Annotated in this window: 25 protein-coding genes and 1 other RNA gene; 18 read left to right on the top strand and 8 right to left on the bottom strand. The window is 71.1% G+C overall.

The annotated features are described in order from the left end of the window. Nucleotides 1-67: 67 nt before the first annotated feature. Nucleotides 68-1,174, top strand: coding sequence for a peptide chain release factor 2 (gene prfB, locus ACZ7N4_RS05845; RefSeq protein ID WP_471354170.1), 1,107 nt, complete (start codon nt 68-70; stop codon nt 1,172-1,174). Nucleotides 1,175-1,468: 294 nt separating this feature from the next. Further along, the gene (locus ACZ7N4_RS05840) at nt 1,469-2,413 is read left to right on the top strand and encodes a hypothetical protein (protein ID WP_471354168.1); all 945 of its coding nucleotides are present in this window, start codon (nt 1,469-1,471) and stop codon (nt 2,411-2,413) included. Between the two features lie 104 nt (nt 2,414-2,517). On the opposite strand, the gene ACZ7N4_RS05835 is transcribed toward ACZ7N4_RS05840, so the two are convergent. Continuing rightward, nucleotides 2,518-2,718 (bottom strand): hypothetical protein, encoded by a 201-nt coding sequence (locus tag ACZ7N4_RS05835; protein ID WP_471354166.1) that lies wholly within the window; start codon nt 2,716-2,718, stop codon nt 2,518-2,520. Between the two features lie 263 nt (nt 2,719-2,981). On the opposite strand from ACZ7N4_RS05835, the gene ftsE reads away from it, so the two are divergent. The 5 genes from ftsE to ssrA all read left to right on the top strand — a co-directional run bounded on the left by ftsE (nt 2,982) and on the right by ssrA (nt 7,003). Next, a complete protein-coding gene (gene ftsE, locus ACZ7N4_RS05830) occupies nt 2,982-3,671 on the top strand; it encodes a cell division ATP-binding protein FtsE (protein ID WP_020940379.1) in 690 nt (229 codons plus the stop codon). 42 nt (nt 3,672-3,713) lie between these two features. Beyond that, nucleotides 3,714-4,631 (top strand): permease-like cell division protein FtsX, encoded by a 918-nt coding sequence (gene ftsX / locus ACZ7N4_RS05825; RefSeq protein ID WP_467929731.1) that lies wholly within the window; start codon nt 3,714-3,716, stop codon nt 4,629-4,631. A gap of 68 nt (nt 4,632-4,699) precedes the next feature. Further along, nucleotides 4,700-5,884 carry a S41 family peptidase gene (locus tag ACZ7N4_RS05820; RefSeq protein WP_471354163.1) on the top strand — a complete coding sequence of 395 codons (1,185 nt, stop codon included), beginning with the start codon at nt 4,700-4,702 and terminating at the stop codon, nt 5,882-5,884. A gap of 67 nt (nt 5,885-5,951) precedes the next feature. After that, nucleotides 5,952-6,494 carry an SsrA-binding protein SmpB gene (smpB, locus tag ACZ7N4_RS05815; protein WP_153535457.1) on the top strand — a complete coding sequence of 181 codons (543 nt, stop codon included), beginning with the start codon at nt 5,952-5,954 and terminating at the stop codon, nt 6,492-6,494. Nucleotides 6,495-6,633: 139 nt separating this feature from the next. Continuing rightward, nucleotides 6,634-7,003: a transfer-messenger RNA gene (ssrA, locus tag ACZ7N4_RS05810) on the top strand. 64 nt (nt 7,004-7,067) lie between these two features. Here ssrA and ACZ7N4_RS05805 read toward each other — a convergent pair. Further along, nucleotides 7,068-8,303 carry an MFS transporter gene (locus ACZ7N4_RS05805; protein WP_471354161.1) on the bottom strand — a complete coding sequence of 412 codons (1,236 nt, stop codon included), beginning with the start codon at nt 8,301-8,303 and terminating at the stop codon, nt 7,068-7,070. Nucleotides 8,304-8,387: 84 nt separating this feature from the next. Here ACZ7N4_RS05805 and ACZ7N4_RS05800 point away from each other — a divergent pair, with 84 nt between their 5' ends. After that, the gene (locus ACZ7N4_RS05800) at nt 8,388-9,377 is read left to right on the top strand and encodes a LysR family transcriptional regulator (RefSeq protein WP_471354159.1); all 990 of its coding nucleotides are present in this window, start codon (nt 8,388-8,390) and stop codon (nt 9,375-9,377) included. 15 nt (nt 9,378-9,392) lie between these two features. Here ACZ7N4_RS05800 and ACZ7N4_RS05795 read toward each other — a convergent pair whose 3' ends face one another. The 3 genes from ACZ7N4_RS05795 to ACZ7N4_RS05785 all read right to left on the bottom strand — a co-directional run bounded on the left by ACZ7N4_RS05795 (nt 9,393) and on the right by ACZ7N4_RS05785 (nt 10,839). Beyond that, nucleotides 9,393-9,728: a hypothetical protein gene (locus tag ACZ7N4_RS05795; protein WP_471354158.1), complete on the bottom strand. Its 336-nt coding sequence runs from the start codon at nt 9,726-9,728 to the stop codon at nt 9,393-9,395. A gap of 63 nt (nt 9,729-9,791) precedes the next feature. After that, nucleotides 9,792-9,980: a DUF397 domain-containing protein gene (locus tag ACZ7N4_RS05790; protein ID WP_471354156.1), complete on the bottom strand. Its 189-nt coding sequence runs from the start codon at nt 9,978-9,980 to the stop codon at nt 9,792-9,794. Between the two features lie 7 nt (nt 9,981-9,987). Next, nucleotides 9,988-10,839 carry a helix-turn-helix domain-containing protein gene (locus ACZ7N4_RS05785; RefSeq protein ID WP_471354154.1) on the bottom strand — a complete coding sequence of 284 codons (852 nt, stop codon included), beginning with the start codon at nt 10,837-10,839 and terminating at the stop codon, nt 9,988-9,990. A gap of 370 nt (nt 10,840-11,209) precedes the next feature. On the opposite strand from ACZ7N4_RS05785, the gene ACZ7N4_RS05780 reads away from it, so the two are divergent. Further along, nucleotides 11,210-11,512 (top strand): ATP-binding protein, encoded by a 303-nt coding sequence (locus tag ACZ7N4_RS05780; RefSeq protein WP_471354152.1) that lies wholly within the window; start codon nt 11,210-11,212, stop codon nt 11,510-11,512. 22 nt (nt 11,513-11,534) lie between these two features. Here ACZ7N4_RS05780 and ACZ7N4_RS05775 read toward each other — a convergent pair whose 3' ends face one another. Then, nucleotides 11,535-12,686 carry a uroporphyrinogen-III synthase gene (locus ACZ7N4_RS05775; protein ID WP_471354150.1) on the bottom strand — a complete coding sequence of 384 codons (1,152 nt, stop codon included), beginning with the start codon at nt 12,684-12,686 and terminating at the stop codon, nt 11,535-11,537. Nucleotides 12,687-12,773: 87 nt separating this feature from the next. Next, nucleotides 12,774-14,144 carry a nitrate/nitrite transporter gene (locus tag ACZ7N4_RS05770; protein ID WP_471354148.1) on the bottom strand — a complete coding sequence of 457 codons (1,371 nt, stop codon included), beginning with the start codon at nt 14,142-14,144 and terminating at the stop codon, nt 12,774-12,776. 224 nt (nt 14,145-14,368) lie between these two features. Between ACZ7N4_RS05770 and ACZ7N4_RS05765 the strand changes: the two genes are divergently transcribed. The 6 genes from ACZ7N4_RS05765 to ACZ7N4_RS05740 all read left to right on the top strand — a co-directional run bounded on the left by ACZ7N4_RS05765 (nt 14,369) and on the right by ACZ7N4_RS05740 (nt 21,457). Then, the gene (locus tag ACZ7N4_RS05765; protein ID WP_471354145.1) at nt 14,369-14,953 is read left to right on the top strand and encodes a CGNR zinc finger domain-containing protein; all 585 of its coding nucleotides are present in this window, start codon (nt 14,369-14,371) and stop codon (nt 14,951-14,953) included. Nucleotides 14,954-15,171: 218 nt separating this feature from the next. After that, nucleotides 15,172-15,756, top strand: a complete 585-nt coding sequence (locus tag ACZ7N4_RS05760) for a sigma-70 family RNA polymerase sigma factor (RefSeq protein WP_079071569.1) — start codon at nt 15,172-15,174, stop codon at nt 15,754-15,756. A gap of 62 nt (nt 15,757-15,818) precedes the next feature. Next, nucleotides 15,819-16,586 carry an anti-sigma factor family protein gene (locus ACZ7N4_RS05755; protein ID WP_471354143.1) on the top strand — a complete coding sequence of 256 codons (768 nt, stop codon included), beginning with the start codon at nt 15,819-15,821 and terminating at the stop codon, nt 16,584-16,586. Between the two features lie 162 nt (nt 16,587-16,748). Further along, nucleotides 16,749-19,082: a HelD family protein gene (locus ACZ7N4_RS05750; protein ID WP_471354140.1), complete on the top strand. Its 2,334-nt coding sequence runs from the start codon at nt 16,749-16,751 to the stop codon at nt 19,080-19,082. Between the two features lie 355 nt (nt 19,083-19,437). Then, nucleotides 19,438-20,853 (top strand): NAD-dependent malic enzyme, encoded by a 1,416-nt coding sequence (locus ACZ7N4_RS05745; RefSeq protein WP_471354138.1) that lies wholly within the window; start codon nt 19,438-19,440, stop codon nt 20,851-20,853. A gap of 322 nt (nt 20,854-21,175) precedes the next feature. Next, entirely contained in the window at nt 21,176-21,457 is a 282-nt protein-coding gene (locus ACZ7N4_RS05740; protein WP_023550134.1) for an HU family DNA-binding protein, read from the top strand. Nucleotides 21,458-21,633: 176 nt separating this feature from the next. On the opposite strand, the gene murA is transcribed toward ACZ7N4_RS05740, so the two are convergent. Continuing rightward, nucleotides 21,634-22,974: a UDP-N-acetylglucosamine 1-carboxyvinyltransferase gene (gene murA / locus ACZ7N4_RS05735; RefSeq protein ID WP_189294550.1), complete on the bottom strand. Its 1,341-nt coding sequence runs from the start codon at nt 22,972-22,974 to the stop codon at nt 21,634-21,636. A gap of 276 nt (nt 22,975-23,250) precedes the next feature. Here murA and ACZ7N4_RS05730 point away from each other — a divergent pair, with 276 nt between their 5' ends. From ACZ7N4_RS05730 to ACZ7N4_RS05720, 3 genes are all read left to right on the top strand, one after another. Further along, entirely contained in the window at nt 23,251-23,823 is a 573-nt protein-coding gene (locus ACZ7N4_RS05730; RefSeq protein ID WP_189294549.1) for a YqgE/AlgH family protein, read from the top strand. A 29-nt stretch (nt 23,824-23,852) separates the two neighbouring features. Continuing rightward, a complete protein-coding gene (locus ACZ7N4_RS05725) occupies nt 23,853-24,146 on the top strand; it encodes a DUF3039 domain-containing protein (RefSeq protein ID WP_471354136.1) in 294 nt (97 codons plus the stop codon). A 162-nt stretch (nt 24,147-24,308) separates the two neighbouring features. Continuing rightward, on the top strand, nt 24,309-25,952 hold the full coding sequence (locus tag ACZ7N4_RS05720; RefSeq protein ID WP_471354135.1) for a beta-N-acetylhexosaminidase: 1,644 nt from the start codon (nt 24,309-24,311) through the stop codon (nt 25,950-25,952). Nucleotides 25,953-25,990 lie beyond the last annotated feature (38 nt).

The raw sequence follows: 25,990 nt of genomic DNA, 5'->3' as shown, positions 1-25,990 counted from the left end.
AGGGGCGGGACGGGTGGCGGGTGCAGCCCGGCCCCCGCCGCTCGGCGGAGCCGTTACGCTGGAAGGCGTGGCAGTCGTCGATGTATCCGAAGAGCTGAAGTCCCTCTCCTCGACCATGGAGTCGATCGAGGCCGTCCTGGACCTCGACACGATGAGGGCAGATATCGCCGTGCTTGAGGAGCAGGCGGCGGCCCCGTCCCTGTGGGACAACCCGGACGAGGCACAGAAGATCACCAGCAAGCTCTCCCACCTCCAGGCCGAGGTCAGGAAGGCGGAGACGCTGCGCGGGAGGATCGACGACCTCGCGGTCCTCTTCGAGATGGCCGAGGAGGAGGACGACCCGGACACCCGCGCCGAGGCCGAGTCCGAGCTGGTCGCCGTGCGCAAGGCGCTGGACGAGATGGAGGTCCGTACCCTCCTGTCCGGCGAGTACGACGCCCGTGAGGCGCTCGTCAACATCCGGGCCGAGGCCGGTGGCGTCGACGCCGCCGACTTCGCGGAGAAGCTCCAGCGCATGTACCTGCGCTGGGCCGAGCAGCGCGGCTTCAAGACGGAGCTGATCGAGACGTCGTACGCCGAAGAGGCCGGCATCAAGTCGACCACCTTCGCCGTGCACTCGCCGTACGCCTACGGCACCCTCTCCGTCGAGCAGGGCACGCACCGACTCGTGCGCATCTCGCCCTTCGACAACCAGGGTCGCCGGCAGACCTCCTTCGCGGGCGTCGAGGTGCTCCCCGTGGTCGAGCAGTCCGACCACGTCGAGATCGACGAGTCCGAGCTGCGCATCGACGTCTACCGGTCCTCCGGCCCCGGCGGCCAGGGCGTCAACACGACCGACTCCGCGGTCCGCATCACGCACCTCCCCACCGGCATCGTGGTCTCCTGCCAGAACGAGCGGTCGCAGATCCAGAACAAGGCCACCGCGATGAACGTCCTCCAGGCGAAGCTGCTGGAGCGGCGCCGGCAGGAGGAGCAGGCCAAGATGGACGCCCTCAAGGGCGACGGCGGCAACTCCTGGGGCAACCAGATGCGTTCGTACGTGCTGCACCCCTACCAGATGGTCAAGGACCTGCGCACCGACCACGAGGTAGGCAACCCGGAGGCCGTGTTCAACGGCGAGATCGACGGGTTCCTGGAGGCCGGGATTCGCTGGCGCAAGCAGCAGGAGAAGTAACTTTGTCGACATGACAACTGCCGTCCGAGGGGCGGCAGTTGTCATTTGTCTGGGTTTTACATCACACTCACAGCTTTCATCTCCCCGCAAACGCCACCCCACCGGACATTGCGCCCGCAACGCCCTTGACGTTGCTTTGAAAAATGGGAAGGGTGAGGCGCGGCATGCGTACTTGAGGGGCGCATGTGAACCGGGGGATCGAGTTGACGCTCTTCGTCACCAGCTGCCTCCGTCGATCACGGCACGCCCCACGCGAAGCCTCATTGACGTACAGCTACTGGGGGTAGCAACCATATGACGAAGAAGACGCGGATCCGGGTCGCGCGGATAGCCGCCGGCGCCGTGATCGCGGCCGGTGCGTCGCTGACCGCGGCGGGCGCGGCTTCCGCCCTGGACCTCGATGTCCAGGCGGGCCCGATCAGCCTCGGCGTGAGCGGTGTCGGCGCCGACGGCGGCAACACCGACGGCGGTGGCGACCCTTGCCCGATCGCCATCTGCACCACTACCGGCGGGACCGGTACGAACGGTGAGACCGGTACGAACGGTGAGACCGGGACCAACGGTGAGACCGGGACCAACGGTGAGACCGGCACCAACGGTGAGACCGGGACCAACGGTGAGACCGGTACTACCGGCACCACGGGGACGACCGGTACCACTGGCACCACTGGTACGACCGGCACCACCGGTACGACCGGTACGACTGGCACCACCGGTACGACCGGTACGACTGGCACCACCGGTACAACCGGCACCACTGGCACCACTGGCACCACTGGCACCACTGGCACCACTGGTACGACCGGCAGCACCGGCACGTCCGGCACCTCCGGCACGTCCGGCACCTCCGGCACGTCCGGGAGCAGCTCCTCCGGTTCCACCGACGGCGGTTCCACCGACGGCGGTTCCACCGATGGCGGCTCCACCGACGGCGGTTCCACCGACGGCGGCTCCGGCAGCACCGGCGGCGGTTCCACCGACGGTGGCTCCAGCAGCACCGGCGGTAACCACACCGGCCCCGAGGGTGGCAACAACAGCGTGCCGCAGGACGAGGGCTCCTCGGCGCTGACCGCGACCGGCTCCGACGATTCCGCCCAGGGCGGTGGCAAGCAGCTCGCCGAGACCGGTGCGGGCCAGACCGCGTTCCTGCTCGTCGGCGCGGCCACGATGATCGCCGGCGGTATCGGCTTCCGTGTCCTGCCGCGTCTGGTGAGCGGCCGGGGCGGCGCCGCCGCCTGACCGTAGTCCCACGGTCACACAGCGCACGTACGGCGCACGGCGAAGGGCCCGGAGCTTGGCGCTCCGGGCCCTTTCACGACGTTTGGACGGGTCTTGTCACCCGGTCACGCGGTCTGGTGCGCCAGCAGCGCCACAGCGGCGATCAACACCGCGAGCAGCGCGATCAACGCCATCGGGTTCAGCCCGTTCAGGCCCCCGAAGAAGCCCTGCTGCTGCAGACGCTCGCGGTTGGCACGGCACACCGGGCACCGGCCCTCGCTCACGGGCGCCGCGCAGTTCGCGCACACCAACCGGTCGTACGTCATGCGCTCGCCCTCCTTGCACAGGCCATCACGTGTACAACGTTCGCGGGGACGAGAACGTTCCCCCGCGTTCCCGCTCTCCTTCGTTTCCCTTCCACTGTGCCAGGTTCCCGCGGACCGTGCGCGGGGCCTGTCGGGAACGGTCCCGGGGCGGCGGCCGGTACAAAAACGTACAAGTCTTGCCCAACCTCAACCTGCGACTGCACTTGCACACCCGGTTCGCGTATGGTCACGCTCATCTACCCCCGGCGACCCGTGGTGCATCCGTGATCCGATTCGACAACGTCTCCAAGGTCTACCCCAAGCAGACCCGGCCCGCACTCAGGGATGTCTCCCTGGAGGTGGAGAAGGGCGAGTTCGTCTTCCTCGTGGGGTCCTCCGGCTCCGGAAAGTCCACCTTCCTGCGGCTCGTCCTCCGCGAGGAGCGATGCAGCCACGGCCAGGTGCACGTGCTGGGCAAGGACCTCGCGCGGCTGTCCAACTGGAAGGTGCCGCAGATGCGGCGCCAGCTGGGAACGGTCTTCCAGGACTTCCGGCTGCTGCCGAACAAGACGGTCGCGGAGAACGTGGCCTTCGCGCAGGAGGTCATCGGCAAGTCCCGCGGCGAGATCCGCAAGTCCGTTCCGCAGGTGCTCGATCTCGTCGGGCTCGGCGGCAAGGAGGACCGCAGGCCGGGCGAGCTGTCCGGTGGTGAGCAGCAGCGCGTCGCCATCGCGCGCGCGTTCGTCAACCGGCCGAAGCTGCTCATCGCCGACGAGCCCACCGGCAACCTCGACCCGCAGACCTCCGTCGGCATCATGAAGCTGCTCGACCGCATCAACCGCACGGGCACCACCGTCATCATGGCGACGCACGACCAGAACATCGTGGACCAGATGCGCAAGCGCGTCATCGAGCTGGAGAAGGGCCGCCTCGTCCGCGACCAGGCCCGCGGCGTCTACGGCTACCAGCACTGACCGCACCAGCACCCAGTTCCCGAAAGGCCTGAAGAACCCGCCATGCGCGCCCAGTTCGTCCTGTCGGAGATCGGTGTCGGTCTCCGCCGCAACCTGACGATGACCTTCGCCGTCATCGTCTCCGTCGCCCTGTCCCTGGCCCTGTTCGGCGGCTCGCTGCTGATGAGCGACCAGGTGAGCACCATGAAGGGCTACTGGTACGACAAGGTCAACGTCTCGATCTTCCTGTGCAACAAGCACGACGCGGAGAACGACGTGCACTGCGCCAAGGGCGCGGTCACCGAGGACCAGAAGAAGCAGATCCTCGCGGACCTCCACCGGATGCAGGTCGTCGAGAAGGTGACCTACGAATCGCAGGACGAGGCCTACAAGCACTACAAGGAGCAGTTCGGCAACTCCCCGCTGGCGGGCTCGCTCACACCGGACCAGATGCAGGAGTCGTACCGGATCAAGCTCAAGGACCCGCAGAAGTACCAGGTGATCGCGACCGCGTTCAACGGGCGGGACGGCGTGCAGTCGGTGCAGGACCAGAAGGGCATCCTGGACAACCTCTTCCAGCTGCTGAACCTGATGAACCGGGGCGCGCTCGGCGTGATGGCGATGATGCTGATCGTCGCACTGCTGCTGATCGTCAACACCGTGCGCGTCTCGGCGTTCAGCCGTCGGCGGGAAACCGGGATCATGCGCCTGGTCGGTGCCTCGGGCTTCTACATCCAGGCGCCGTTCATCGCCGAGGCCGCGGTCGCCGGGCTCATCGGCGGCGGCCTCGCCTGTGTGGCGCTCGTGGTCGGCCGGTACTTCACCATCGACCACGGCATGGAGCTGTCCCACAAGCTGACGCTCATCAACTTCGTCGGCTGGGACGCGGTGTTGACCAAGCTGCCGCTCATCCTCGCGACCAGTGTGCTGATGCCGTCGCTCGCGGCGTTCTTCGCGCTGCGCAAGTACCTCAAGGTGTGACGCATGCCAAGGGGGTCGTACGGTCATCCGGCCGTACGGCCCCTTCGCGTTGCCCTAGACTCGCCGCCATGTCAGGCCGTGACCTGTTCTGTCCGCCCCGCCGCGTCCGCCGCGGGGCCACCCTGACATTGGTCTTCGCCGGTGTGCTGATCGCCGGCGCCGCCACCGGTTCCTTCCCCGAACCCGACGGTTCCGCGCGGAAGACCGCCGCCGGTCCGGCGGGGCCGGCCACCCGGCACGAGGCCGTCGAGCGGGCCGCCGCCGAGGCGATGGCCGACGGCAAGTCGCCGATGGAGGCCGCCGAACGGGCCGTCAGCCGCAGCGGGGACCGCTGGGCAGCGGTCTACTCCGAGGACGAGTACGAGGAGTTCCAGGACGCCCTCGACGGCCGCTACACCGGCGTCGGCCTGTCGGCGCGGCAGACGCCGGACGGCCGCGTCGAGGTCACGCGCGTGCAGCCCGGGTCGCCCGCCGCCGACGCCGGGATCCGCACCGGCGACCGGCTGCGCAGCGTCGACGGCCAGGCGGTCGACGGGCGGCCGGTCACCGAGGTGGTCGCGTTACTGCGCGGTGACACCCGGCGCGGGGAGGCGGAGGACGCCCCGGCCGGTACGACGGTCACCCTCGGTCTGGAACGCGGCACGCGCGCGTGGACCAGGACGCTGCACCGGGCCCGGCTGTCCACCGACTCCGTGACCGTGCGCCGGCTGCCCGGCGGGGTCACCGTCCTGAGGATCGCCGCCTTCACCAAGGGCTCCGCCGACGCGGTCCGCGAGGCCCTGCGCACCGCCCCGGACGACGGCCGGACCGTCCTGGACCTGCGCGGGAACTCCGGTGGCCTGGTCACCGAGGCGGTGGACACCGCCTCCGCCTTCCTGGACGGCGGCCTGGTCGCCACCTACGACGTCGACGGCACCCAGCGCGCCCTGCACGCCGCTCCCGGCGGTGACACCACCCGCCCCCTGGTCGTCCTCGTCGACGGCGGCACCATGAGCGCGGCCGAGCTGCTCACCGGCGCCCTCCAGGACCGGGGCCGGGCGGTGGTCATCGGCTCCCGCACCTTCGGCAAGGGCTCCGTCCAGATGCCGACGACCCTGCCCGACGGCTCGGTGGCCGAGCTGACCGTCGGCCACTACCGCACCCCCTTGGGCCACACCGTCGACGGCCGGGGCATCACTCCCGACCTGGAGGCGGGCACCCACGCGCTGGAGCGGGCCGAGACGGTGCTCACCGGCCTCGGCGACCCGTCGTAGCCTCGCGTAATCGGCTGTACCCGGACCCCCTGTGTGGTGCGAAAATGGCGGCACTATGAGCAAGGGAATGTACGTACCCAAGGAGTCCCAGCCCAAGCAGGGCGGCGGGGCCGCCAAGGCCAGGGACGGCGAGAAGGGCGGCAAGCGCAAGATCGTCGCCCAGAACAAGAAGGCCCGGCACGACTACGCGATCATCGACACCTACGAGGCCGGACTCGTGCTCATGGGCACGGAGGTCAAGTCGCTGCGCGAGGGCCGGACCTCGCTGACCGACGGCTTCGTCCAGATCGACCGGGGTGAGGCGTGGCTGCACAACGCGCACATCCCCGAGTATCACCAGGGCAGCTGGACCAACCACTCCGCGCGCCGCAAGCGCAAGCTGCTCCTGCACCGCGAGGAGATCGACAAGCTGGAGTCGAAGTCCCAGGAGACGGGACACACGATCGTGCCCCTCGCCATCTACTTCAAGGACGGCCGGGCGAAGGCCGAGATCGCTCTCGCGCGAGGCAAGAAGGAGTACGACAAGCGGCAGACGCTGCGGGAGAAGCAGGACCGGCGGGAGTCGGACCGGGCGATCGCGGCGGCGAAGCGCAGGCAGCGCGGCGTGTAGCCTCCCGGCCGCGCGGTGCCCGGCGGGCCCGGCCGCCGGGAATAGGCTGGCATCGTCGGGCGTTGGTCACGTACGATGGCAGCGCACTCCACAGAGGGTGCGCGAACCCTCCTCGCGGAGGGGATTGAAAAATCAACATGGGGATGATCGGTTTCGACAGCGGCTGTCGAAGCAGGGGAAGCGTGTCGAGGAAGCGGCAATGATCTCGTAAACCATATGTCGCAAAAAATAATCGCCAACACCAAGCGCGATTCCTTCGCCCTCGCTGCCTAAGTAGCGACTTGCGAAGTGTCAGCCCGGGGCTGTTCCCGACCCGGATCCTGGCATCAGCTAGGGAACTAAACCTCTAGACCCGGTCACGGGGTGTAGAGGGAAACCAAACAGTGACTGAGCCCGTCGGAGACTTGTCCGCGTGATCTCCGGGGCCGAGAAAATCGCAGCGGACTGCACACGGAGAAGCCCTGATTCCGCACCGTTGGACGCGGGTTCGATTCCCGCCATCTCCACGAGACCCCTCCGGGGGTCGACCCCATGTGGGCGAAGGCCCCGTCGCTTCTAGCGGCGGGGCCTTCGTCATGGGGTCCCCCGCATCCCGCCGCCGGCGCGGGTGAGCGAGGCGACCCCCAGCGCGAGGGTGGCGGCCGTCACCGGGACGGCGTACGCCGCGGCGGGGGAGAGGTGCTCCGCCGCCCAGCCTCCCGCCGCCGAGCCGGCCGCGATCCCGGTGAGCAGCCCCGTCACCATCAGGCTCATGCCCTCGTTCAGGCGGTCGGCCGGGGTGCGCTCCTGCACCCGTGTCATCGCCGTCACCATCGTCGGTGCCGTCGCCATGCCCGCCACCAGCAGCGCGGCCGCCAGTGCCCAGAGGGAACCGGCGAGTCCCGCGGCAGCCCACGGCAGGGTCATCAGCGCGGCCATGGCGGCCAGGCACCAGGAGAAGCGCACCCCCGCCGGTTTCCGCGCCCCGTAGGCCAGCCCGGCCGCGCACGAGCCGGCCGCCTGGAGCGCGAGCACGGCACCGGCCGCCGCGCGGTGCCCCTGGGCGTCGGCGTAGGCGATCGTGACGACCTCCATGGAGCCGAACACCGCGCCGGTCGCGGTGAAGCAGGCCAGCAGCGGCGGGACGCCCGGGCTGCGCAGCGGTGAGGGCCCCTGCGAGCCGGGTGTCGGCGGCGGCTCGGTCGCCCGCTGGGCGGTGAACAGCAGCATGCCGGTGAGCAGCAGCACCGCGGCGGCCAGGGTGCCCGCCTCCGGGAAGAACGTGCCGGTCAGGAAGGACGCCAGGACCGGCCCGAGCATGAAGCAGAGCTCGTCCGCGGCCTGCTCGAAGGCGTTCGCGGTGTGCAGCGCGCCCGGTTCGTCGCGCAGCAGGTGGGCCCAGCGGGCGCGGGACAGACCGCCGATGTTGGGGGTGGCTGCGGTGCCGGCGTAGGCGGCGAACAGGGTCCAGGCGGGGGCGTCGCAGCGGACGCACAGCAGCAGCGCGAGGCTGCCCAGCACCGAGACCACCGTGGCCGGCAGCGCGATGCGGGCCTGCCCGTGCCGGTCCACCAGCCGGGCGAGCAGGGGCCCGGCCAGCGCGGTCGCGGCGAGCCCGGTCGCGGTGACGGCACCGGCGAGGGCGTACGAGCCCCGTGACCCGGCGATCATCACGACCGCGCTCACGCTGAACATGCCGACGGGGAGACGGGCGAGGAGGTTGCCGACGGTGAAGCGGCGGGCGCCGGGAAGGGTGAGGAGGTAGCGGTATCCGGTGGTCCGCGGGGCGGCGGACGGTATCTGCCGTTCTGTGGTGGCGTGTTGGGGCATGACTCCACGGTCCCCCGGAGTGGATCACCGGGTCCAACACCTTCCGTGTGCCGATTCACGCACCCGCGTTGTAAGTTCGCCGGCATGCCGGTCCCCGCCCCCACAGACCCCCGCCTGCTGCGCGCCTTCCTGGCCGTCGCCGAGGAACTGCACTTCACCCGGGCCGCGGCCCGCCTCTACGTCGCCCAGCAGGCGCTCAGCCGGGACGTACGGCGGCTGGAGCGGGAGCTGGGCGCCGAGCTGTTCGTCCGGACCACCCGGCAGGTCACGCTCACCCCGGACGGCGAACGGCTGCTGCCGCACGCGCGCCGGGTCCTCGCCGCCCACGACGACCTGCTCGCCGCGTTCGCGGCCGGCCAGGCCCGCCCCCTGCTGGTCGACCTCAACTCGCCCGGCATGGTCACCGGCCGTCGCGTCCTGCACCGGGCCCGGGAACTCGCCCCCGACTGCGAGCTGATGGCCCGCTACGAGAGCGGCCTCACCGGTGCCGCCGCCGAACTGCTCGCCGGCCGCCTGGACGCCTCCTTCGGCCGGTTCGCCGGCCTCGACCCGGCGCTCCGCTCGGGGCTGCAGCAGCAGCCGGTGCGGTACGAGCCGATGGCCGTGGTCCTGCCGGAGGACCATCCGCTGGCGGGGTCGGCCGAGGTGCCGCTGTCCGCGCTGGCCGGGGAGACGGTGTACGCCGGTGCCGGCAACCCGCGCACCCGGGAGTGGACGGAGCTGGCCGTACGGCTCTTCGACCGGCACGCCGTCCGGCTCGCCCCGCCCCTGCCGCTGGCCGTCGGGGACGAGGAGTTCGGCCGCGTCATGGCGAAGACCCGGCACCCGGTGCTCGCCGTCGTGGACTTCCCGCCCCTCCCGGGCACGGTACGGCGTCCCCTCGTCGACCCGGTTCCGCTCTCACCCGTCTCCCTGGTCTGGCGGAAGGGGCTGGTCCACCCCGGCCTGACCGCACTGCGGACGGCGGTGGCCGAGATCGCCCGGGCGGAGGGCTGGCTGCGGCGGCCCGCCGGGGGATGGATTCCGGCCGTGGACGAGGAGGTGATGAACGACTCGGCCGCACGGGCGGGGTGACGGCACCGCCGGCTCCTACGCCGGGTGCGCCACCGCTTCCTTCTGCAACTGCACCGCGGCCAGCAGACCGAGCGCCGGCTCGGCCTGCCGCAGTGCCTTGATGGCGGCCACGGAGTCGATGTTCCCGCTGAAGCCGACGTCGGCCAGCCGGCTGCGGACCCAGTCGGCCCGCAGTCGCCCCTCACTGGCACCGGCGGTCTCCCCGACGACCGCGACCGCCCGCTCCAGCCCGGCCCGCTCCTCGTCCGAGGCCCCGTCCAACGCGTCGCGCAGCGCCGCCGTGACGAGGTCGGAGTCCCGGATGACGAGTACGACGTCCTGACGCTTGCTGAATCCCGTAAATCCCTTCATGTGGATCATGCTTCCCGCCGGGTGCCGCACTCTCCACACGACTTGAGGAGATCCAGAGCCTTGTCAGCGAGATGCTCCGCTTTCCGCCACGTACGGCAGGAACTCGGCCCAGGTGGCGGGGGTGACGGTGAGGTGGGGGGCAGTGGGGGACTTGGAATCGCGGAGGTGGATGGTGGTGGGGGTGGTGGCTATCTCGACGCAGTTGGAGGCATCGGGGCTGTAGGTGGACTTCTTCCAGCGGAGTTCGGACACGGTTACCTCAGACACTTCGGGCGATGCGGTGGATCAGGTCACGGGACTGGGCTGGCTTGAGGGCGTTCGCCTCCATGCGGTCGAGAACGATGCGGTACTTCTCCAACTGCGCTTCCGCGTCGAGGAACTCGCAGCCGTGGTGAGTGTCCAGCTGAACGGTGTCGAGCTGAGGCACCTGCCCCACCAGGTAGTCGACGGACTGACCGGTACCCGGGAAATGGCCCTTGCCGAAGGGAATGACCCTCACGGTCACATGGTCCATCTCGCTCATCTCCAGCAAGTGGCCGAGCTGAGCGCGAACCGTGGCGGAGCCTCCGTACCCCATGTGCAGCGCACACTCGTGGATCACCGCGGTGTACGGGGGCGGGCTGTTCCGGTAGAGGATCCCCTGCCGCTTGACCCGGTGGCTGACGCGGTGCTCGATCTCGTACGGGCGCAGTGACGGCACCGCCTCGTTGAAGAGGGCGCGAGCGTGATCGGTCGTTTGGAGCAGGGCCGGAATGTGGATGACCAGGGCAACGCGCAGTGCCGCCGCGTGGAACTCCAACTCGGCGAGGTCGATGAGGCCGACCGGCAGGTGGTCACGGTAGCTGTCCCACCAGCCGTGTGACTGGCGCTGGGTCATCGCGGCCAGCGCGTCCACCAGGGCTGCGTCCCCGCAGTCGTAGGCGCGGGCGAGGGAACGGACGCGGTCGGCGCTGAGGGGACTCCGCCCGGTCTCGATCATGCTGACGCGGCCTTGGTTGACCCCGAGCCGGGCGGCGGCGCCGGTCGCCGTAAGGCCTGCTCGCTCGCGAAGCTTTCGCAGTTCGGCCCCGAGGCGCCGCTGACGCAGGGTGGGTGTGTTACTCGGTGGCAACGAGCCTCCTTTCGGTCACCGTTTCGACGCGTAGGTACCTCACACGAGGTAATCACTGATGCATTTCTCTTGATTCACTAAGATACATCTCAACGCTGCGCTAGCGTACAGCGCATCACTCAACTCCCCCCGCCCATAAGCCGGAAGCGCACCTCCCAGGCAATGCCACCGCATGGCGTGATCGGTTGAGCGAGTCCAGGTCGTCCCTTCTCTCACCGGAGGTTTCCATGGGCACCGTATCCCTGCCCGACACCTGGGTGTACGCCCTTCGCCTGCCCCATGATCCCCGCGCGGCACGCGTCGCACGTATGACCGTACGGGCTGTCTCGGCGGACATGGGCGGGACGAACTGCGCGAGGCCGTCGAACTGTTGACGTCCGAGCTGGTCGGCAACGCCTACCGGCACACCCGCGGCCCCGCCTCCCTGCGGCTCACCGCCCTCGCGGACGGCCGGCTGCGGGTCGGTGTCTGGGACGGTCACCCCCGCATCCCCGCGCCCTTCGGGCAGCCGCCGTGGGACCGGGTGCCGGTGCCGGCGGCGGACGCCGAGGAAGGACGCGGGCTGCACCTCGTACAGGAGTACGCCGACACCTGGGGAGGGCTCCAGGTCGGAGACGGCCCGCTCGACCGGGGCGCCGGGAAGCTGCTGTGGTTCGAGGTGGGGGGCCGGTGAGCCGTGCCCGCACGGCCCCCGCCTACGCGTCCGCGTACTTCGCGTCCGTAGCCGGGTCCAGCGCCAGCCGGTAGCCCCGCTTCACCACCGTCTGGATCAGCTTCGGGGCGCCCAGGGCCGTGCGGAGGCGGGCCATCGCCGTCTCCACGGCGTGTTCGTCGCGGCCCGCGCCCGGCAGCGCGCGCAGGAGGTCGGCGCGGGCGACCACCCAGCCGGGGCGGCGGGCCAGGGCGCGCAGGAGGGACATGCCGGCCGGGGGGACGGGCTTGAGGTCGCCGTCCACCAGGACCGCGTGGCCCCGGATCTCGACGTGGTGGCCGGCGACGGGCAGGGCGCGGGAGCGGGCCGGGAGTTCCTGGCAGAGGAGCTGGACCAGGGGGCCGAGGCGGAAGCGTTCCGGCTGGACCGTGTCGATCCCGCGTGCCTGGAGGGGGAGCGCGGTGACCGGGCCCACGCAGGCCGGGAGGACGTCGTGGGCCAGGGCCGCCAGCAGTTCGTCCAGCAGGCCGCGGTCCTCCGCGCGGGAGAGGAGGGAGGCCGCGGCGGGCGCGCTGGTGAAGGTGAGGGCGTCCAGGCCGCGGGTGACGGCCGCGTCCAGGAGGCGGTCCAGCGGGCCGGGGTCCTCCGGGGGCATCCAGCGGTAGACCGGGACCGGGACCACCTCCGCCCCGGCCGCGCGGAGCGACTCCACGAAGCCCGGGAGCGGTTCGCCGTGGAGCTGTACGGCTATGCGGGTGCCGTCGACGCCCTCCTCCAGGAGGCGGTCCAGGACCTCGGCCAGGGACTCCGAGGAGGGGGACCATTCCTCGGTGAGGCCCGCCGCGCGGATCGCGCCCTTCACCTTCGGGCCGCGCGCCAGCATCCGGGTCCCGCGCAGCCGGCCGAGGAGCTGCTCGCCGAGGCCCCAGCCGTCGGCGGCCTCCACCCAGCCCCGGAAGCCGATCGCGGTGGTCGCCACGACCACGTCCGGCACGTGCCCGATGATCTCCTTCGTGGCGGCGAGCAGTTCGCTGTCGTCCGCGAGCGGCACGATCCGCAGCGCGGGGGCGTGCAGGACGGTGGCACCGCGCCGCCGCAGCAGGGCGCCCAGCTCGTCGGCCCGGCGCGCGGCGGTGACGCCCACGGTGAACCCGGCGAGGGGGCCGTGCTCGGGGATCTGCTCTTCGTCGTACATGGGGCTCTCCTAGCTGACCGGCACGCCTGACGAGCCTGTCAACGAAGCGTGACAGGCTCGGTTCGGCTTGATGTCACCGGTGTTACGTCACACCTCGGCATAACCGAGCCGGGCCTTCTCCTGTGACGCGGCGGCCGTGGCCGCAAGCGGCGCCGGGCGGCGAAGGTATACGGCCCAGGTGACCGCGAAGCAGACACCGTAGTAGGCGAGGAAGGCGACGAACGCGCCCGTGCCGGAGCCGTAGGAGAGGAAGGACTGGCGGAAGGAGAGGTTGATGCCGACACCGCCGAGCGCGCCGACCGCGCCGATCAGGCCCATGGAGGCGCCTGACAGGCGCCGGCCGTGCGCCACGGCCGCCTCGCCTTCCAGGCCCTTGGCCAGCGCCTTCGCCTGGAAGATGCCGGGGATCATCTTGAACGTCGAGCCGTTGCCGAGGCCGCTGAGCACGAACAGCACCACGAAGACGGACACGAACAGCGCCAGCGACTTCTGCATGCTGGCGACGACGAGGACGGCGGTGGCTGCGGCCATGCCGACGTAGTTCCACAGCGTGATGCGGGCGCCGCCGTAGCGGTCGGCGAGCCGGCCGCCGAGCGGGCGGACGAGGGAGCCGAGCAGCGGACCGATGAAGGTGAGGTACGCGGCCTGGAGGGGGGTCCGGCCGAACCCGTTCGTCAGCACCTGGCCGAAGGCGAAGCTGTAGCCGATGAACGAGCCGAACGTGCCGATGTAGAGGAGCGCCATGATCCAGGTGTGCGCGTCCCGGGCGGCGTCCCTGGCCGCGCCGGTGTCGTTCCTCACCGAGGCCAGGTTGTCCATGAAGAGGGCCGCCAACACCGCGGCCAGGACGATCAGCGGGATGTAGATCCCCAGCAGCACTTGCGGGCCGCCGCTCGCCCCGATGATCGCGAGCGCGACCAGCTGGATGACGGGGACGCCGATGTTCCCGCCGCCCGCGTTCAGCCCGAGCGCCCAGCCCTTCCTCCGCAGCGGGAAGAAGGCGTTGATGTTGGTCATGGAGGAGGCGAAGTTGCCGCCGCCGATGCCGGCCAGCAGGCCCACCAGGAGGAAGGTGGAGTACGACGTCCCCGGCTCCATCACCCAGAACGCGGCGACCGTCGGGATCAGCAGCAGGCTCGCCGAGACGATCGTCCAGTTGCGGCCGCCGAAGACGGCCACGGCGAACGTGTACGGCACCCGGACCACCGCGCCGACCAGCGTGACCACCGAGGTCAGCAGGAACTTGTCGGCGGGGGTGAGGCCGTACTCCGGGCCCATGAACAGGACCAGCACGGACCACAGGGTCCACACCGAGAACCCGATGTGCTCGCAGAGCACGGAGAACCACAGGTTCCGGCGCGCGATCCGCTCCCCGGTCGCCTTCCAGAATCCCTCGTCCTCCGGATCCCACCGCTCGATCCAGCGGCCACTGCGACGGGTTGGGGCTGGGGCTGTCATCACGCCTCCACGGTGCTCCGGCTGCTCGGTCTGCCAACCACTGACTGGGCCCGAAGGTAGGAAGGGTGCGTTTCCGGCCCGGTGGCCGCGGGTGACCGCGAGGGAACGTTGCTCTCACGCGGACGGGCAGCGGCCGGTGAGGGCACGGGGGGTTCCGGCGCTCCCTTCCGGCGGGCACTGTGGAGGGGCTCCCGCTCGCTTCCTGCCCAGGCGGTGACTCGTACATGGCTCTCGGTGGCGCCCACCCCGCGTACCCCGTCCGGTTCGACGCCGGGCGGGTGAGTCTGGACCTGCTCGCCACCGCCCACCCCGGCGAACGGCTGGACGGGACCGGGGCGTTGTGCGCGTGGATCCGGGGCGCCGGGCTGGTGCCGGACGGCACGGCGCTCGACCACGCCGACGGGGACTGGCTCGCCGGGTTCCGGGAACTGCGCGCGCACATCGGGGTGCTGGTCCGGGGCGGGGACACCGTGTCGTACGGGCGGGCGCTGCGGCGGGTGAACGAGGCCGCCGGGGACGCGCCCCCCGCTCCCGTCGCCGTAGCCGCGGAGGACGGTCGGCTCGTGCGGGAGTTGGCGGGGCCGCCCGGCTGTGCGGCCCTGCTCGCCGCCGTCGCGCGGGACGCCGTCGAGCTGCTCACCGACCCCGTCGCACGGGCCGCCGTGCGGGAGTGCGAGGCGGACGACTGTCCCCTCGTGTACCTCGACACCTCGCGCGGCCGGCGCCGGCGCTGGTGCTCCAGCGAGGTGTGCGGAAACCGGGAGCGGGTGGCCCGGCACCGGCGGCGGGCCGCTCTGGCACAGGCGTGATTTCCGTTACACCGCGTTTTAGGTGGCTTGTACACGGGAATCGTGGGCCGCCCCCGGCGCCGTGTCGGAAATGTAAAGATCGCGGGACGGGTATGTGCTCGCATGTCCCGCTCGTCACGTCACCCCCCGGAAATCTGTCACTCCGGTTTGAACACCGGGCCGCCCCCGTCCGTACCGGTGGGCGAGCGACCGACTGGGGGAACCCCCGGACACCGGAGGTGGGCGTGCGCAAGGATGCGGCCGTGGCCAATGAACGTGGAACGAGGGCCCGACATCGCATGTCCTCACAGCCCTCGGAGCCGGATGAGGAGCTGATGCGTGCGCTGTATCGAGAGCACGCCGGACCTCTGCTCGCGTATGTCCTGCGGCTGGTCGCCGGTGACCGGCAGCGCGCCGAGGACGTCGTACAGGAAACGCTCATCCGTGCCTGGAAGAACGCCGGTCAGCTCAATCGGGCGACCGGATCGGTACGCCCCTGGCTGGTGACGGTCGCGCGCCGCATCGTCATCGACGGCCACCGCAGCCGGCAGGCCCGGCCGCAGGAGGTCGATCCGTCGCCGCTGGAGGTCATCCCCGCGGAGGACGAGATCGACAAGGCGCTGTGGCTGATGACGCTGTCGGACGCACTCGACGACCTGACCCCGGCCCACCGGGAGGTGCTCGTCGAGACGTACTTCAAGGGGCGTACCGTCAATGAGGCGGCGGAGACACTGGGCATACCGAGCGGAACCGTCCGTTCCCGGGTGTTCTACGCCCTGCGGTCGATGAAGCTGGCACTGGAGGAGCGGGGGGTGACGGCGTGATGAGCAGCGGGTACGGGGGGATGCAGGGATTCGGACCGGGTGGTCCGGGTATGTCTGGGCCCATGAACCCCAGTCAGGGATCTTCGGTGCCGAGCGAGCACGAGACCGTCGGCGCCTACGCCCTCGGGATCCTGGACGACACCGAGGCAACCGCTTTCGAGGCCCACCTCGCCGGCTGCGAGTGGTGCGCCCGGCAACTGGACGAGCTGGCCGGGATGGAGCCGATGCTGGCCGCCCTCGCGGACCTGCCGGGCTCCGGCAGTACGCCCGCGATCGGCGAGTCGCTGTCCGCCAGGCCGAGCCCGCGTGTGGTCGAGAAGCTGGTGGACGAGGTCGCCGAGAAGCGCGCCCAAAAGCGCCGGCGCAGCATGTACATGATCGCGGCGGCGGCCGCGCTGATCATCGCCGGCCCGCTGGCCGCGGTGGCGGTGAACGGCGGCTCGGACGGCGGCTCGCAGGTCGCGGCCACGCCCGCCCAGCAGACCTTCCGGACGATGTCCGACAGGAAGTCCGCCACGGACGCGTCGACCCACGTCAGCGCCACCGTCGCCATGGCGCCGAAGGACTGGGGCACCCAGGCCGTCCTGGAGCTGAAGAACGTCAAGGGGCCGCTGAAGTGCTCCCTGGTGCTCGTCGCGAAGAACGGGCAGCGCGTGACCATGTCGTCGTGGTCGGTGCCGAACTGGGGCTACGGCATCCCGGACGCCACGACCGAGCAGTCGAAGCAACCGCTGTACATCGGCGGGGCCGCGGCCTTCCAGCCCAACGAGATCGACCACTTCGAGGTGGTGACCTTCGAGGGCAAGAAGCTCGTGCAGGTGCAGGCCTAGCGCCCTCCCCGCGTGGCCCGTTCGGCCGGGTGGCGGTCGCGGGCGCGTCGTCGCTGGTCGCGCGGTTCCCCGTACCCCCCCGGGGAACCGCACGCCCCGTAGCTTTGACGGGTCCCCTTCGCGTACGGTTGACGGCTGCCCAGCACGTCAGAAGGGGGCCCGGTGGCCGCTCAGGTTCAGCAGTCCGCGGTCGGCTCGGTACAGGACGCACACGATTCCGTCCGTGACCGGGAGATCAGCGTCGAACAGGAACACCTGGACCGGGTGTACCGGCGGCTGGAGGAGAAGATCCACGAGGCCGAGTTCCTGATGAACGACGCGGCCAAACGCGGCCAGGTCGGCACCCCGGGTGCGCTGGCCGAGCGGGACGCGCAGGTCTTCCGGGCCGGCGTCCACCTCAACCGGCTGAACAACGAGTTCGAGGACTTCCTCTTCGGGCGGATCGACCTGCTGCCCGGCAAGGACGGCAAGAAGGGGCCCGACGGCGCCTACACCGCCGTGGAACCCGCCGAAGGAGCCGTGCGGGAGGACAACACCGCCGACATCGCCGAGACCCTGCACATCGGGCGGATCGGCGTCCTGGACGAGGACTACTCCCCGCTGGTCATCGACTGGCGCGCGCCCGCCGCGGCGCCCTTCTACCGGGCCACGCCCGTGGACCCGGGCCGGGTGGTGCGGCGCCGGGTCATCCGGTCCAAGGGGCGCCGGGTGCTCGGCGTCGAGGACGACCTCATGCGGCCCGAGCTGACGGCCCGCCTCGACGGCCGCGAGCTGGCCGTCATCGGCGACGGCGCCCTGATGGCCGCCCTCGGCCAGGCCCGCAGCCACACCATGCGGGACATCGTCTCCTCCATCCAGGCCGAACAGGACCTGGTGATCCGCGCCCCCGCCGCCTCCGTCACCTACGTGGAGGGCGGCCCGGGGACGGGCAAGACGGCCGTCGCGCTGCACCGCGCCGCCTACCTGCTCTACCAGGACCGCAGACGCTACGCGGGCGGCATCCTGATCGTCTCGCCGACCCCGCTGCTCGTCGCCTACACCGAGGGCGTGCTGCCCTCGCTCGGCGAGGAGGGCCAGGTCGCGATCCGCGCGATCGGCTCCCTGGTCGACGGCGTGGAGGCCACCCTGTACGACTCCCCGGCCGTGGCCCGCGCCAAGGGCTCGTACCGCATGCTGAAGGTGCTGCGGAAGGCCGCCCGTGGCGCCCTGGAACTGGGGCCGGCCGCGCCGGAGGGGGAGACGGTCACCGGTCCGCCCGCCCGCCTCCGGGTCGTCGCCTTCGGGCGCCGCCTCGAACTGGAGGCCGAGGAGCTGGAACGCATCCGCCGTACCGCCCTCGGCGGCACCGCCCCCGTCAACCTGCTCCGCCCGCGCGCCCGCAAGCTGCTGCTGGACGCCCTGTGGGCGAAGTCCGGCGCCGCCGCCCGGCACACCGACCCGGAGCTGGCCGCCGAGCTGCGCTCCTCCTTCGACGAGGACGTCACCGGCGAGGACTCCTTCATCGGCTTCCTCGACGCCTGGTGGCCCGAGCTGACCCCGAAGTCCGTGCTCGCCGCCATGGCCGACGAGAGGCGGCTGGGCCGCTGGGCCCGGCGGATCCTGAACCCCGGCGAGGTCCGCAAGGTCGCCCGCTCGCTGAGACGCGAGGGCTGCTCCGTGCACGACATCGCCATGCTGGACGAGCTCCAGGCGATCCTCGGCGCGCCGGCCCGGCCGCGCAGGAAGCGCGAACTCGACCCGCTGGACCAGCTCACCGGCCTGGAGGAGCTGATGCCGGTGCGCGAGGAGACCCAGCGGGAGCGGGCCGAGCGGCTCGCGCAGGAGCGCACCGAGTACGCGCACGTCATCGTGGACGAGGCGCAGGACCTCACGCCGATGCAGTGGCGGATGGTCGGCCGCCGCGGCCGGCACGCCACCTGGACGGTCGTCGGCGACCCGGCGCAGTCCTCCTGGTCCGACCCGGACGAGGCGGCCGAGGCCCGCGACGAGGCCCTCGGCACCCGCCCCCGGCGCCGCTTCCGGCTGACCGTGAACTACCGCAACCCGGCCGAGATCGCCGAGCTGGCCGCGAAGGTGCTCGCGCTCGCCATGCCCGGCTCCGAGGCGCCGTCGGCCGTACGGTCCACGGGGGTCGAGCCGCGCTTCACGGTGGTGGCCGGTTCGCTGGAGAAGACCGTGCGGGCCGAGGCCGAGCGGCTGCTCGGGCTGGTGGACGGCACGGTCGGCGTGGTCGTCGCGATGAACCGGCGCGAGGAGGCCCGGCGCTGGCTGGCCGGGCTCGGCGACCGGGTGGTGGCACTCGGCAGCCTGGAGGCCAAGGGCCTGGAGTACGACGCGACGGTCGTCGTCTCGCCCGCGGAGATCGCCGACGAGTCGCCGGCCGGGCTGCGGGTGCTGTACGTCGCGCTGACCAGGGCCACCCAGCAGCTGACCGTGGTGTCGGGGGAGCGGGACGAGCCGGACGCGGCCGGGGTTCCGGACCTGCTCCGGGACTGAAGGCGCCGGACGGGAATGGCCTTGCCGGATCCGTTTGTTAGCCTGGGTGTGGCACCGGCCCGATCCAAGCCCCCGGGCCCAACCTTCGTCCCTCAGAGGGACCACTTGCCGCGAGGCGAGCATGGCGGGTCGGTGTCATGAGCGTAGGAGAGACCCACGTCGCGACCGTGACGTGGGTCTCTTTCTTTGTCTGATCGCTTCTCGTATGGTGGAAGTGCTTTTCCGAAACAGTGGAATGATCACGCACCGCTCATGAACACAACGTCCGCAATCCGGGGCGACTACCACGTACTCCGCGGTAGGTGCGACGATCGGACGGCACAACTCAGCGACACGGTGAAAGAGGAAGTCGGCCATGGCAACGGCGCCCAGCGTCTCCTACTCGATGACGATCCGGCTGGAGGTGCCCGCGAGCGGAACCGCCGTCTCGCAGCTCACCAACGCCGTGGAGTCCTCCGGAGGCTCGGTGACCGGCCTCGACGTCACCGCGTCCGGTCACGAGAAGCTCCGTATCGACGTGACCATCGCGGCCACCTCCACGGCCCACGCCGAGGAGATCGTCGAGAAGCTGCGCGGCATCGAGGGCGTCACCCTGGGCAAGGTCTCGGACCGTACGTTCCTCATGCACCTCGGCGGCAAGATCGAGATGGCGTCGAAGCACCCCATCCGCAACCGTGACGACCTGTCCATGGTCTACACGCCCGGTGTGGCCCGCGTCTGCATGGCCATCGCCGAGAACCCCGAGGACGCCCGCCGCCTCACCATCAAGCGCAACTCCGTTGCGGTCGTGACCGACGGCTCCGCCGTGCTCGGCCTCGGCAACATCGGCCCCAAGGCCGCGCTGCCCGTCATGGAGGGCAAGGCGGCCCTGTTCAAGCGCTTCGCCGGCATCGACGCCTGGCCGATCTGCCTGGACACCCAGGACACCGACGCCATCGTGGACATCGTCAAGGCGATCGCCCCCGGATTCGCCGGCATCAACCTGGAGGACATCTCCGCGCCCCGCTGCTTCGAGATCGAGGCCCGGCTGCGCGAGGCCCTCGACATCCCCGTCTTCCACGACGACCAGCACGGCACCGCCATCGTCGTGCTCGCCGCCCTGACCAACGCCCTGCGCGTCACCGACAAGGCGATCGAGAACATCCGGGTCGTCATGTCCGGCGCCGGCGCCGCCGGTACGGCCATCCTCAAGCTGCTCATCGCCGCCGGGGTGAAGAACGCCGTCGTCGCCGACATCCACGGTGTCGTCCACGCCGGCCGCGAGGACCTGGTGAACGCCCCGGCCGACTCGCCGCTGCGCTGGATCGCCGACAACACCAACCCCGAGGGCCTCACCGGCACCCTCAAGGAGGCCGTGCGCGGCGCCGACGTCTTCATCGGCGTCTCCGCCCCGAACGTCCTGGACGGCACCGACGTGGCCGCCATGGCCGAGGGTGCCATCGTGTTCGCGCTCGCGAACCCCGACCCGGAGGTCGACCCGGCGGTCGCCCGCCAGACGGCCGCCGTCGTGGCCACCGGCCGCTCCGACTTCCCGAACCAGATCAACAACGTGCTGGTCTTCCCGGGCGTCTTCCGCGGCCTGCTGGACGCCCAGTCCCGCACGGTCAACACCGAGATGATGCTCGCCGCAGCCAAGGCCCTCGCCGACGTGGTGACCGAGGACGAGCTGAACCCGAACTACATCATCCCCAGCGTCTTCAACGACAAGGTCGCGGGCGCCGTCGCCGGAGCGGTCCGCGAGGCCGCCAAGGCGGTCGGCGCGACGGCCTGAACACGGCGTGTCGTAGTGTGCAGGGGGCTGTGAGCATCACCACGGCAGCCCCCCGCACCGGCGCGTCGTGGAACCGCCAGATGCCGGACGCGCTCTAGGGTGACGGCCGAGCGGGCGCTTTTCGTGTGACTCCCCAGGGTGTTCTCACGACTCCTACGGGTGCCGGATTGGCTTTCCCGCCGCAGGTAGGGGCAGGATGCTCCCCCAGGGACTACGTCCCCGGGGGCACCCCCAAGGGCGCGAGCGCATCGGCATCGCAGTGCCTCGGGCGGCTTCGCCGCGTGGCACACCCCAACGGCAAGAAAAACACGGGAGTAACAACATGAACCGCAGTGAGCTGGTGGCCGCGCTGGCCGACCGCGCCGAGGTGACCCGCAAGGACGCCGACGCCGTGCTGGCCGCGTTCGCCGAGACCGTCGGCGAGATCGTCGCCAAGGGCGACGAGAAGGTCACCATCCCCGGCTTCCTGACCTTCGAGCGCACCCACCGTGCCGCTCGCACCGCGCGCAACCCGCAGACCGGCGAGCCCATCAACATCCCGGCCGGCTACAGCGTGAAGGTCACCGCGGGCAGCAAGCTCAAGGAAGCCGCCAAGGGCAAGTGAGCGGAAGCGCTCCCGCCGGGAGCGCCGTCCCGCTGAGCTCCGTGGGTGACTGCGGGCCCGCCGTGGCCGGCCGTGCAGTTCCCCGCGCCCCTTCCGGGGCGTGCCTCAGCTGAAGACGCCGAAAAGGGCGGCCCCCCTTCCACCGAGGGGGGCCGCCCTTTCGTCGTTCGCGGTGCCTAGCCGAGCGCCTTGCCCGGCAGTTCGACCTTCGCGCCGAGTTCCACGAGCTTCTCCATGAAGTTCTCGTAGCCGCGGTTGATCAGGTCGATGCCGTGGACCCGCGAGGTGCCCTCGGCGGCCAGGGCCGCGATGAGGTACGAGAAGCCGCCGCGCAGGTCCGGGATGACCAGGTCGGCGCCCTGCAGCCTGGTGGGGCCCGAGACGACCGCGGAGTGCAGGAAGTTGCGCGCGCCGAAGCGGCACGCGGAGCCGCCCAGGCACTCGCGGTACAGCTGGATGTGCGCGCCCATCTGGTTCAGCGCGGAGGTGAAGCCCAGCCGGGACTCGTAGACCGTCTCGTGGATGATGGACAGGCCCGTGGCCTGCGTCAGGGCCACCACCAGCGGCTGCTGCCAGTCCGTCTGGAAACCGGGGTGCACGTCCGTCTCCAGCGCGATGGACTTCAACTGCCCGCCGGGGTGCCAGAAGCGGATGCCCTCGTCGTCGATCTCGAAGGCACCGCCCACCTTCCGGTAGGTGTTCAGGAACGTCATCATCGAGCGCTGCTGCGCCCCGCGGACGTAGATGTTGCCGTTGGTCGCCAGCGCCGCGGAGGCCCAGGAGGCGGCCTCCAGCCGGTCGGGGAGGGCCTGGTGGGTGTAGCCGCCGAGCTTGTCCACACCGGTGACGCGGATCGTGCGGTCGGTGTCCATCGCGATGATCGCGCCCATCTTCTGCAGTACGCAGATGAGGTCCTCGATCTCCGGCTCCACGGCCGCGTTGGACAACTCGGTGACGCCCTCGGCCAGTACGGCCGTCAGCAGCACCTGCTCGGTCGCGCCGACCGACGGGTACGGCAGCCGGATCTTCGTGCCCCGCAGCCGCTGCGGGGCCTCCAGGTACTGCCCGTCCGCCCGCTTCTCGATGGTCGCGCCGAACTGCCGCAGCACGTCGAAGTGGAAGTCGATGGGCCGGCCGCCGATGTCGCAGCCGCCGAGGCCCGGGATGAACGCGTGGCCGAGGCGGTGCAGCAGCGGACCGCAGAACAGGATCGGGATACGGCTGGAACCCGCGTGAGCATCGATGTCGGCCACGTTGGCGCTCTCGACCCGCGTCGGGTCCATCACCAGTTCGCCGGGCTCCTCACCCGGGCGGACCGTCACCCCGTGCAGCTGGAGCAGGCCGCGGACGACCCGCACGTCACGGATGTCCGGAACGTTGCGCAGTCGGCTCGGCTCGCTGCCCAGCAGGGCGGCGACCATGGCCTTCGGCACGAGGTTCTTCGCACCGCGGACACGGATCTCGCCCTCCAGCGGGGTTCCGCCGTGGACAAGCAGGACATCGTCGTTGACGGTCATGAATCTCGCGTTCCGATGAGTTGGTCAGGGGGCGGCCGATCACTGTGCGCGGGGGCCGGGAAGACAGGGTAATCGCCGATCACCCCTCGCCCGTAAGCCCAAGGACGGCCCAGCCACGTCATAGGTGTGTCACAACACGAACCGTTCCCCGGCGGGCACAAGGGGTCACCGGCGCACGGGCGCGCCCCCGGCGCCCCCTCTGCGCCCTGAGCTGCTCTCACCCCCGCCCCCTGATTGGCTCCCCACGCCGGGGGAAGATGGGGGATCATGTCTGGCATGACCGAGGTGTCCTCGCTCACAGGGCGGCTGCTCGTGGCCACCCCCGCCCTGGCGGACCCGAACTTCGACCGCGCGGTGGTGCTCCTCCTCGACCACGACGAGGAGGGCTCCCTCGGTGTCGTCCTCAACCGGCCCACCCCGGTGGGCGTCGGCGACATCCTGGAGGACTGGGCCGACCTCGCCGGCGAGCCCGGTGTCGTCTTCCAGGGCGGCCCCGTCTCGCTGGACTCCGCGCTCGGCGTGGCCGTCATCCCCGGCGGGGCGAACGGCGACGGCGCGCCGCTGGGCTGGCGGCGGGTGCACGGCGCGATCGGTCTGGTCGACCTGGAGGCACCGCCGGAACTGCTCGCCTCCGCCGTCGGGTCCCTGAGGATCTTCGCCGGGTACGCCGGCTGGGGCCCGGGCCAGCTGGAGGACGAGCTGGCCGAGGGAGCCTGGTACGTCGTCGAGTCCGAGCCGGGCGACGTCTCCTCGCCGGCCCCGGAGAGACTCTGGCGCGAGGTGCTGCGCCGCCAGCGCAACGAGCTGGCGATGGTGGCCACGTATCCGGACGACCCGTCGCTCAACTGATGCGTGTGAGCTTCAGTACCCTTGGCCGTATGAGCACTCTCGAGCCCGAGCGCGGGACTGGTACGGGGACCCTCGTAGAGCCGACGCCGCAGGTGTCCCACGGCGACGGCGACCACGAGCGCTTCGCCCACTACGTCCAGAAGGACAAGATCATGGCGAGCGCCCTCGACGGCACCCCCGTCGTGGCGCTGTGCGGGAAGGTCTGGGTGCCGGGCCGCGACCCGAAGAAGTACCCGGTCTGCCCGATGTGCAAGGAGATCTACGAGTCCATGGGCAGCGGCGGCGACGACGGCAAGGGCAAGGGCAAGGGCGGCGACAAGTAGGCCGTCCTCCCGCCCGCGGACGGCGAGGTCCCCGGGACGCGCGGCAGGCGCGTCCCGGGGATCTTTGCGTTCTCCGGGCGAAGACTGGTCCAGACCTCTTGTGGGGGCCGGTTCCGGTCCCTAGCCTTCGAGGCGTCGCGCAGGGGAGCAGGGGAGGGCCCGATGTCCGTGGAACTGATTCCGGCGCCGCGCGCCGTCGAGGGGACGACCGGGGCCGTCGTGCCGCTCGGCCACGGCACCACGCTGTGGGCCGGACCGGGCACGGAACGCACCGAGCGCTGGCTGCGCGTCACCCTCGGCCAGGCCCTGGGGCTGCCGCTGCGGCCCGGGTCCCCGGACGACCGGGACGGTGTCCGGCTGCTGCTGGACGACAGCCTGGCACCGGAGGCGTACCGGCTCACCGCCGACGCCGGCCGGGGCGTGGAGATCCGCGGCGGCGGGCCCGCCGGGGTGTTCTGGGGCGCGCAGACCCTGCGCCAGCTGCTCGGCCCCGAGGCCTTCCGGCGCGCCCCCGTACGGCCGGACCCCGCCCTCGGCGTGCCGGTCCAGGTCGTCGAGGACGCCCCCCGCTTCCGCTGGCGCGGCCTCCTCCTCGACGTCGCCCGGCACTTCATGCCCAAGGAGGGCGTGCTGCGCTATCTGGACCTGATGGCCGCGCACAAACTCAACGTCCTGCACCTCCATCTGACGGACGACCAGGGCTGGCGCATCGAGATCGAGCGGTATCCGAAACTGACCGAGATCGCCTCCTGGCGTACGAGGACCAAAATCGGCCACCGCGCCTCGCCGCTGTGGGACGAGAAACCGCACGGCGGCTACTACACCCGGGACGACATCCGGGAGATCGTCGCCTACGCCGCCGAACGGCACATCAGCGTCGTCCCCGAGATCGACGTACCGGGCCACTCGCAGGCCGCCATCGCCGCGTACCCCGAACTCGGCAACACCGACGTCGTCGACACCGCCGCCCTCTCCGTCTGGGACACCTGGGGCATCTCCGCCAACGTACTGGCCCCCACCGACACCACCCTGCGGTTCTACGAAGGGGTGTTCGAGGAGGTCCTGGAGCTGTTCCCCGCGGACGCCGCCGAGTTCTCGGCGTTCGTGCACGTCGGCGGCGACGAGTGCCGCAAGGAGCAGTGGACCGGGTCGGTCACCGCCAAGACCCGCCTCGCCGACCTCGGCCTCGCCGACGAGGACGCGCTGCAGTCCTGGTTCATCGGGCACTTCGACGCCTGGCTCGCCGCGCGCGGGCGCCGGCTCATCGGCTGGGACGAGATCCTGGAGGGCGGTCTGGCGCCGGGCGCGGCCGTCTCCTCATGGCGCGGCTACGCGGGCGGGATCGCCGCCGCGCGGGCCGGCCACGACGTGGTCATGTGCCCCGAGCAGTACGTGTACCTGGACCACCGTCAGGCCCCGGGCGCGGACGAGCCCGTGCCGATCGGCTTCGTGCGCACCCTGGAGGACGTCTACCGGTTCGAGCCCGTCCCGGCGGGGCTCACCGAGGAGGAGGCCCGGCACGTGCTGGGCACCCAGGCCAACGTGTGGACCGAGGTGCTGGAGGACAGCGCGCGCGTGGACTACCAGGCCTTCCCCCGCCTCGCGGCCTTCGCCGAGGTCGCCTGGAGCCCGCTGCCCGCCCCCGCCGAACGGGACTACGCCGACTTCGAACGCCGGATGACCGCCCACTACCGGCGACTTGACGCCCTGGGCGTCGCGTACCGGCCACCCGCCGGACCCCGCCCGTGGCAGCGGCGCCCCGGCGTCCCCGGCCGCCCGATCGAGGGCCCGCCCCCGAACCGGTGACGCGGACCGGCAATGGCGCCCCGCCGCCCCCGAACCGG

The organism is Streptomyces sp. NPDC107654 (assembly GCF_055639035.1).
The sequence above is the reverse complement of the archived record's forward strand: the minus strand, read 5'-3'. Positions and strand labels throughout refer to the sequence as shown.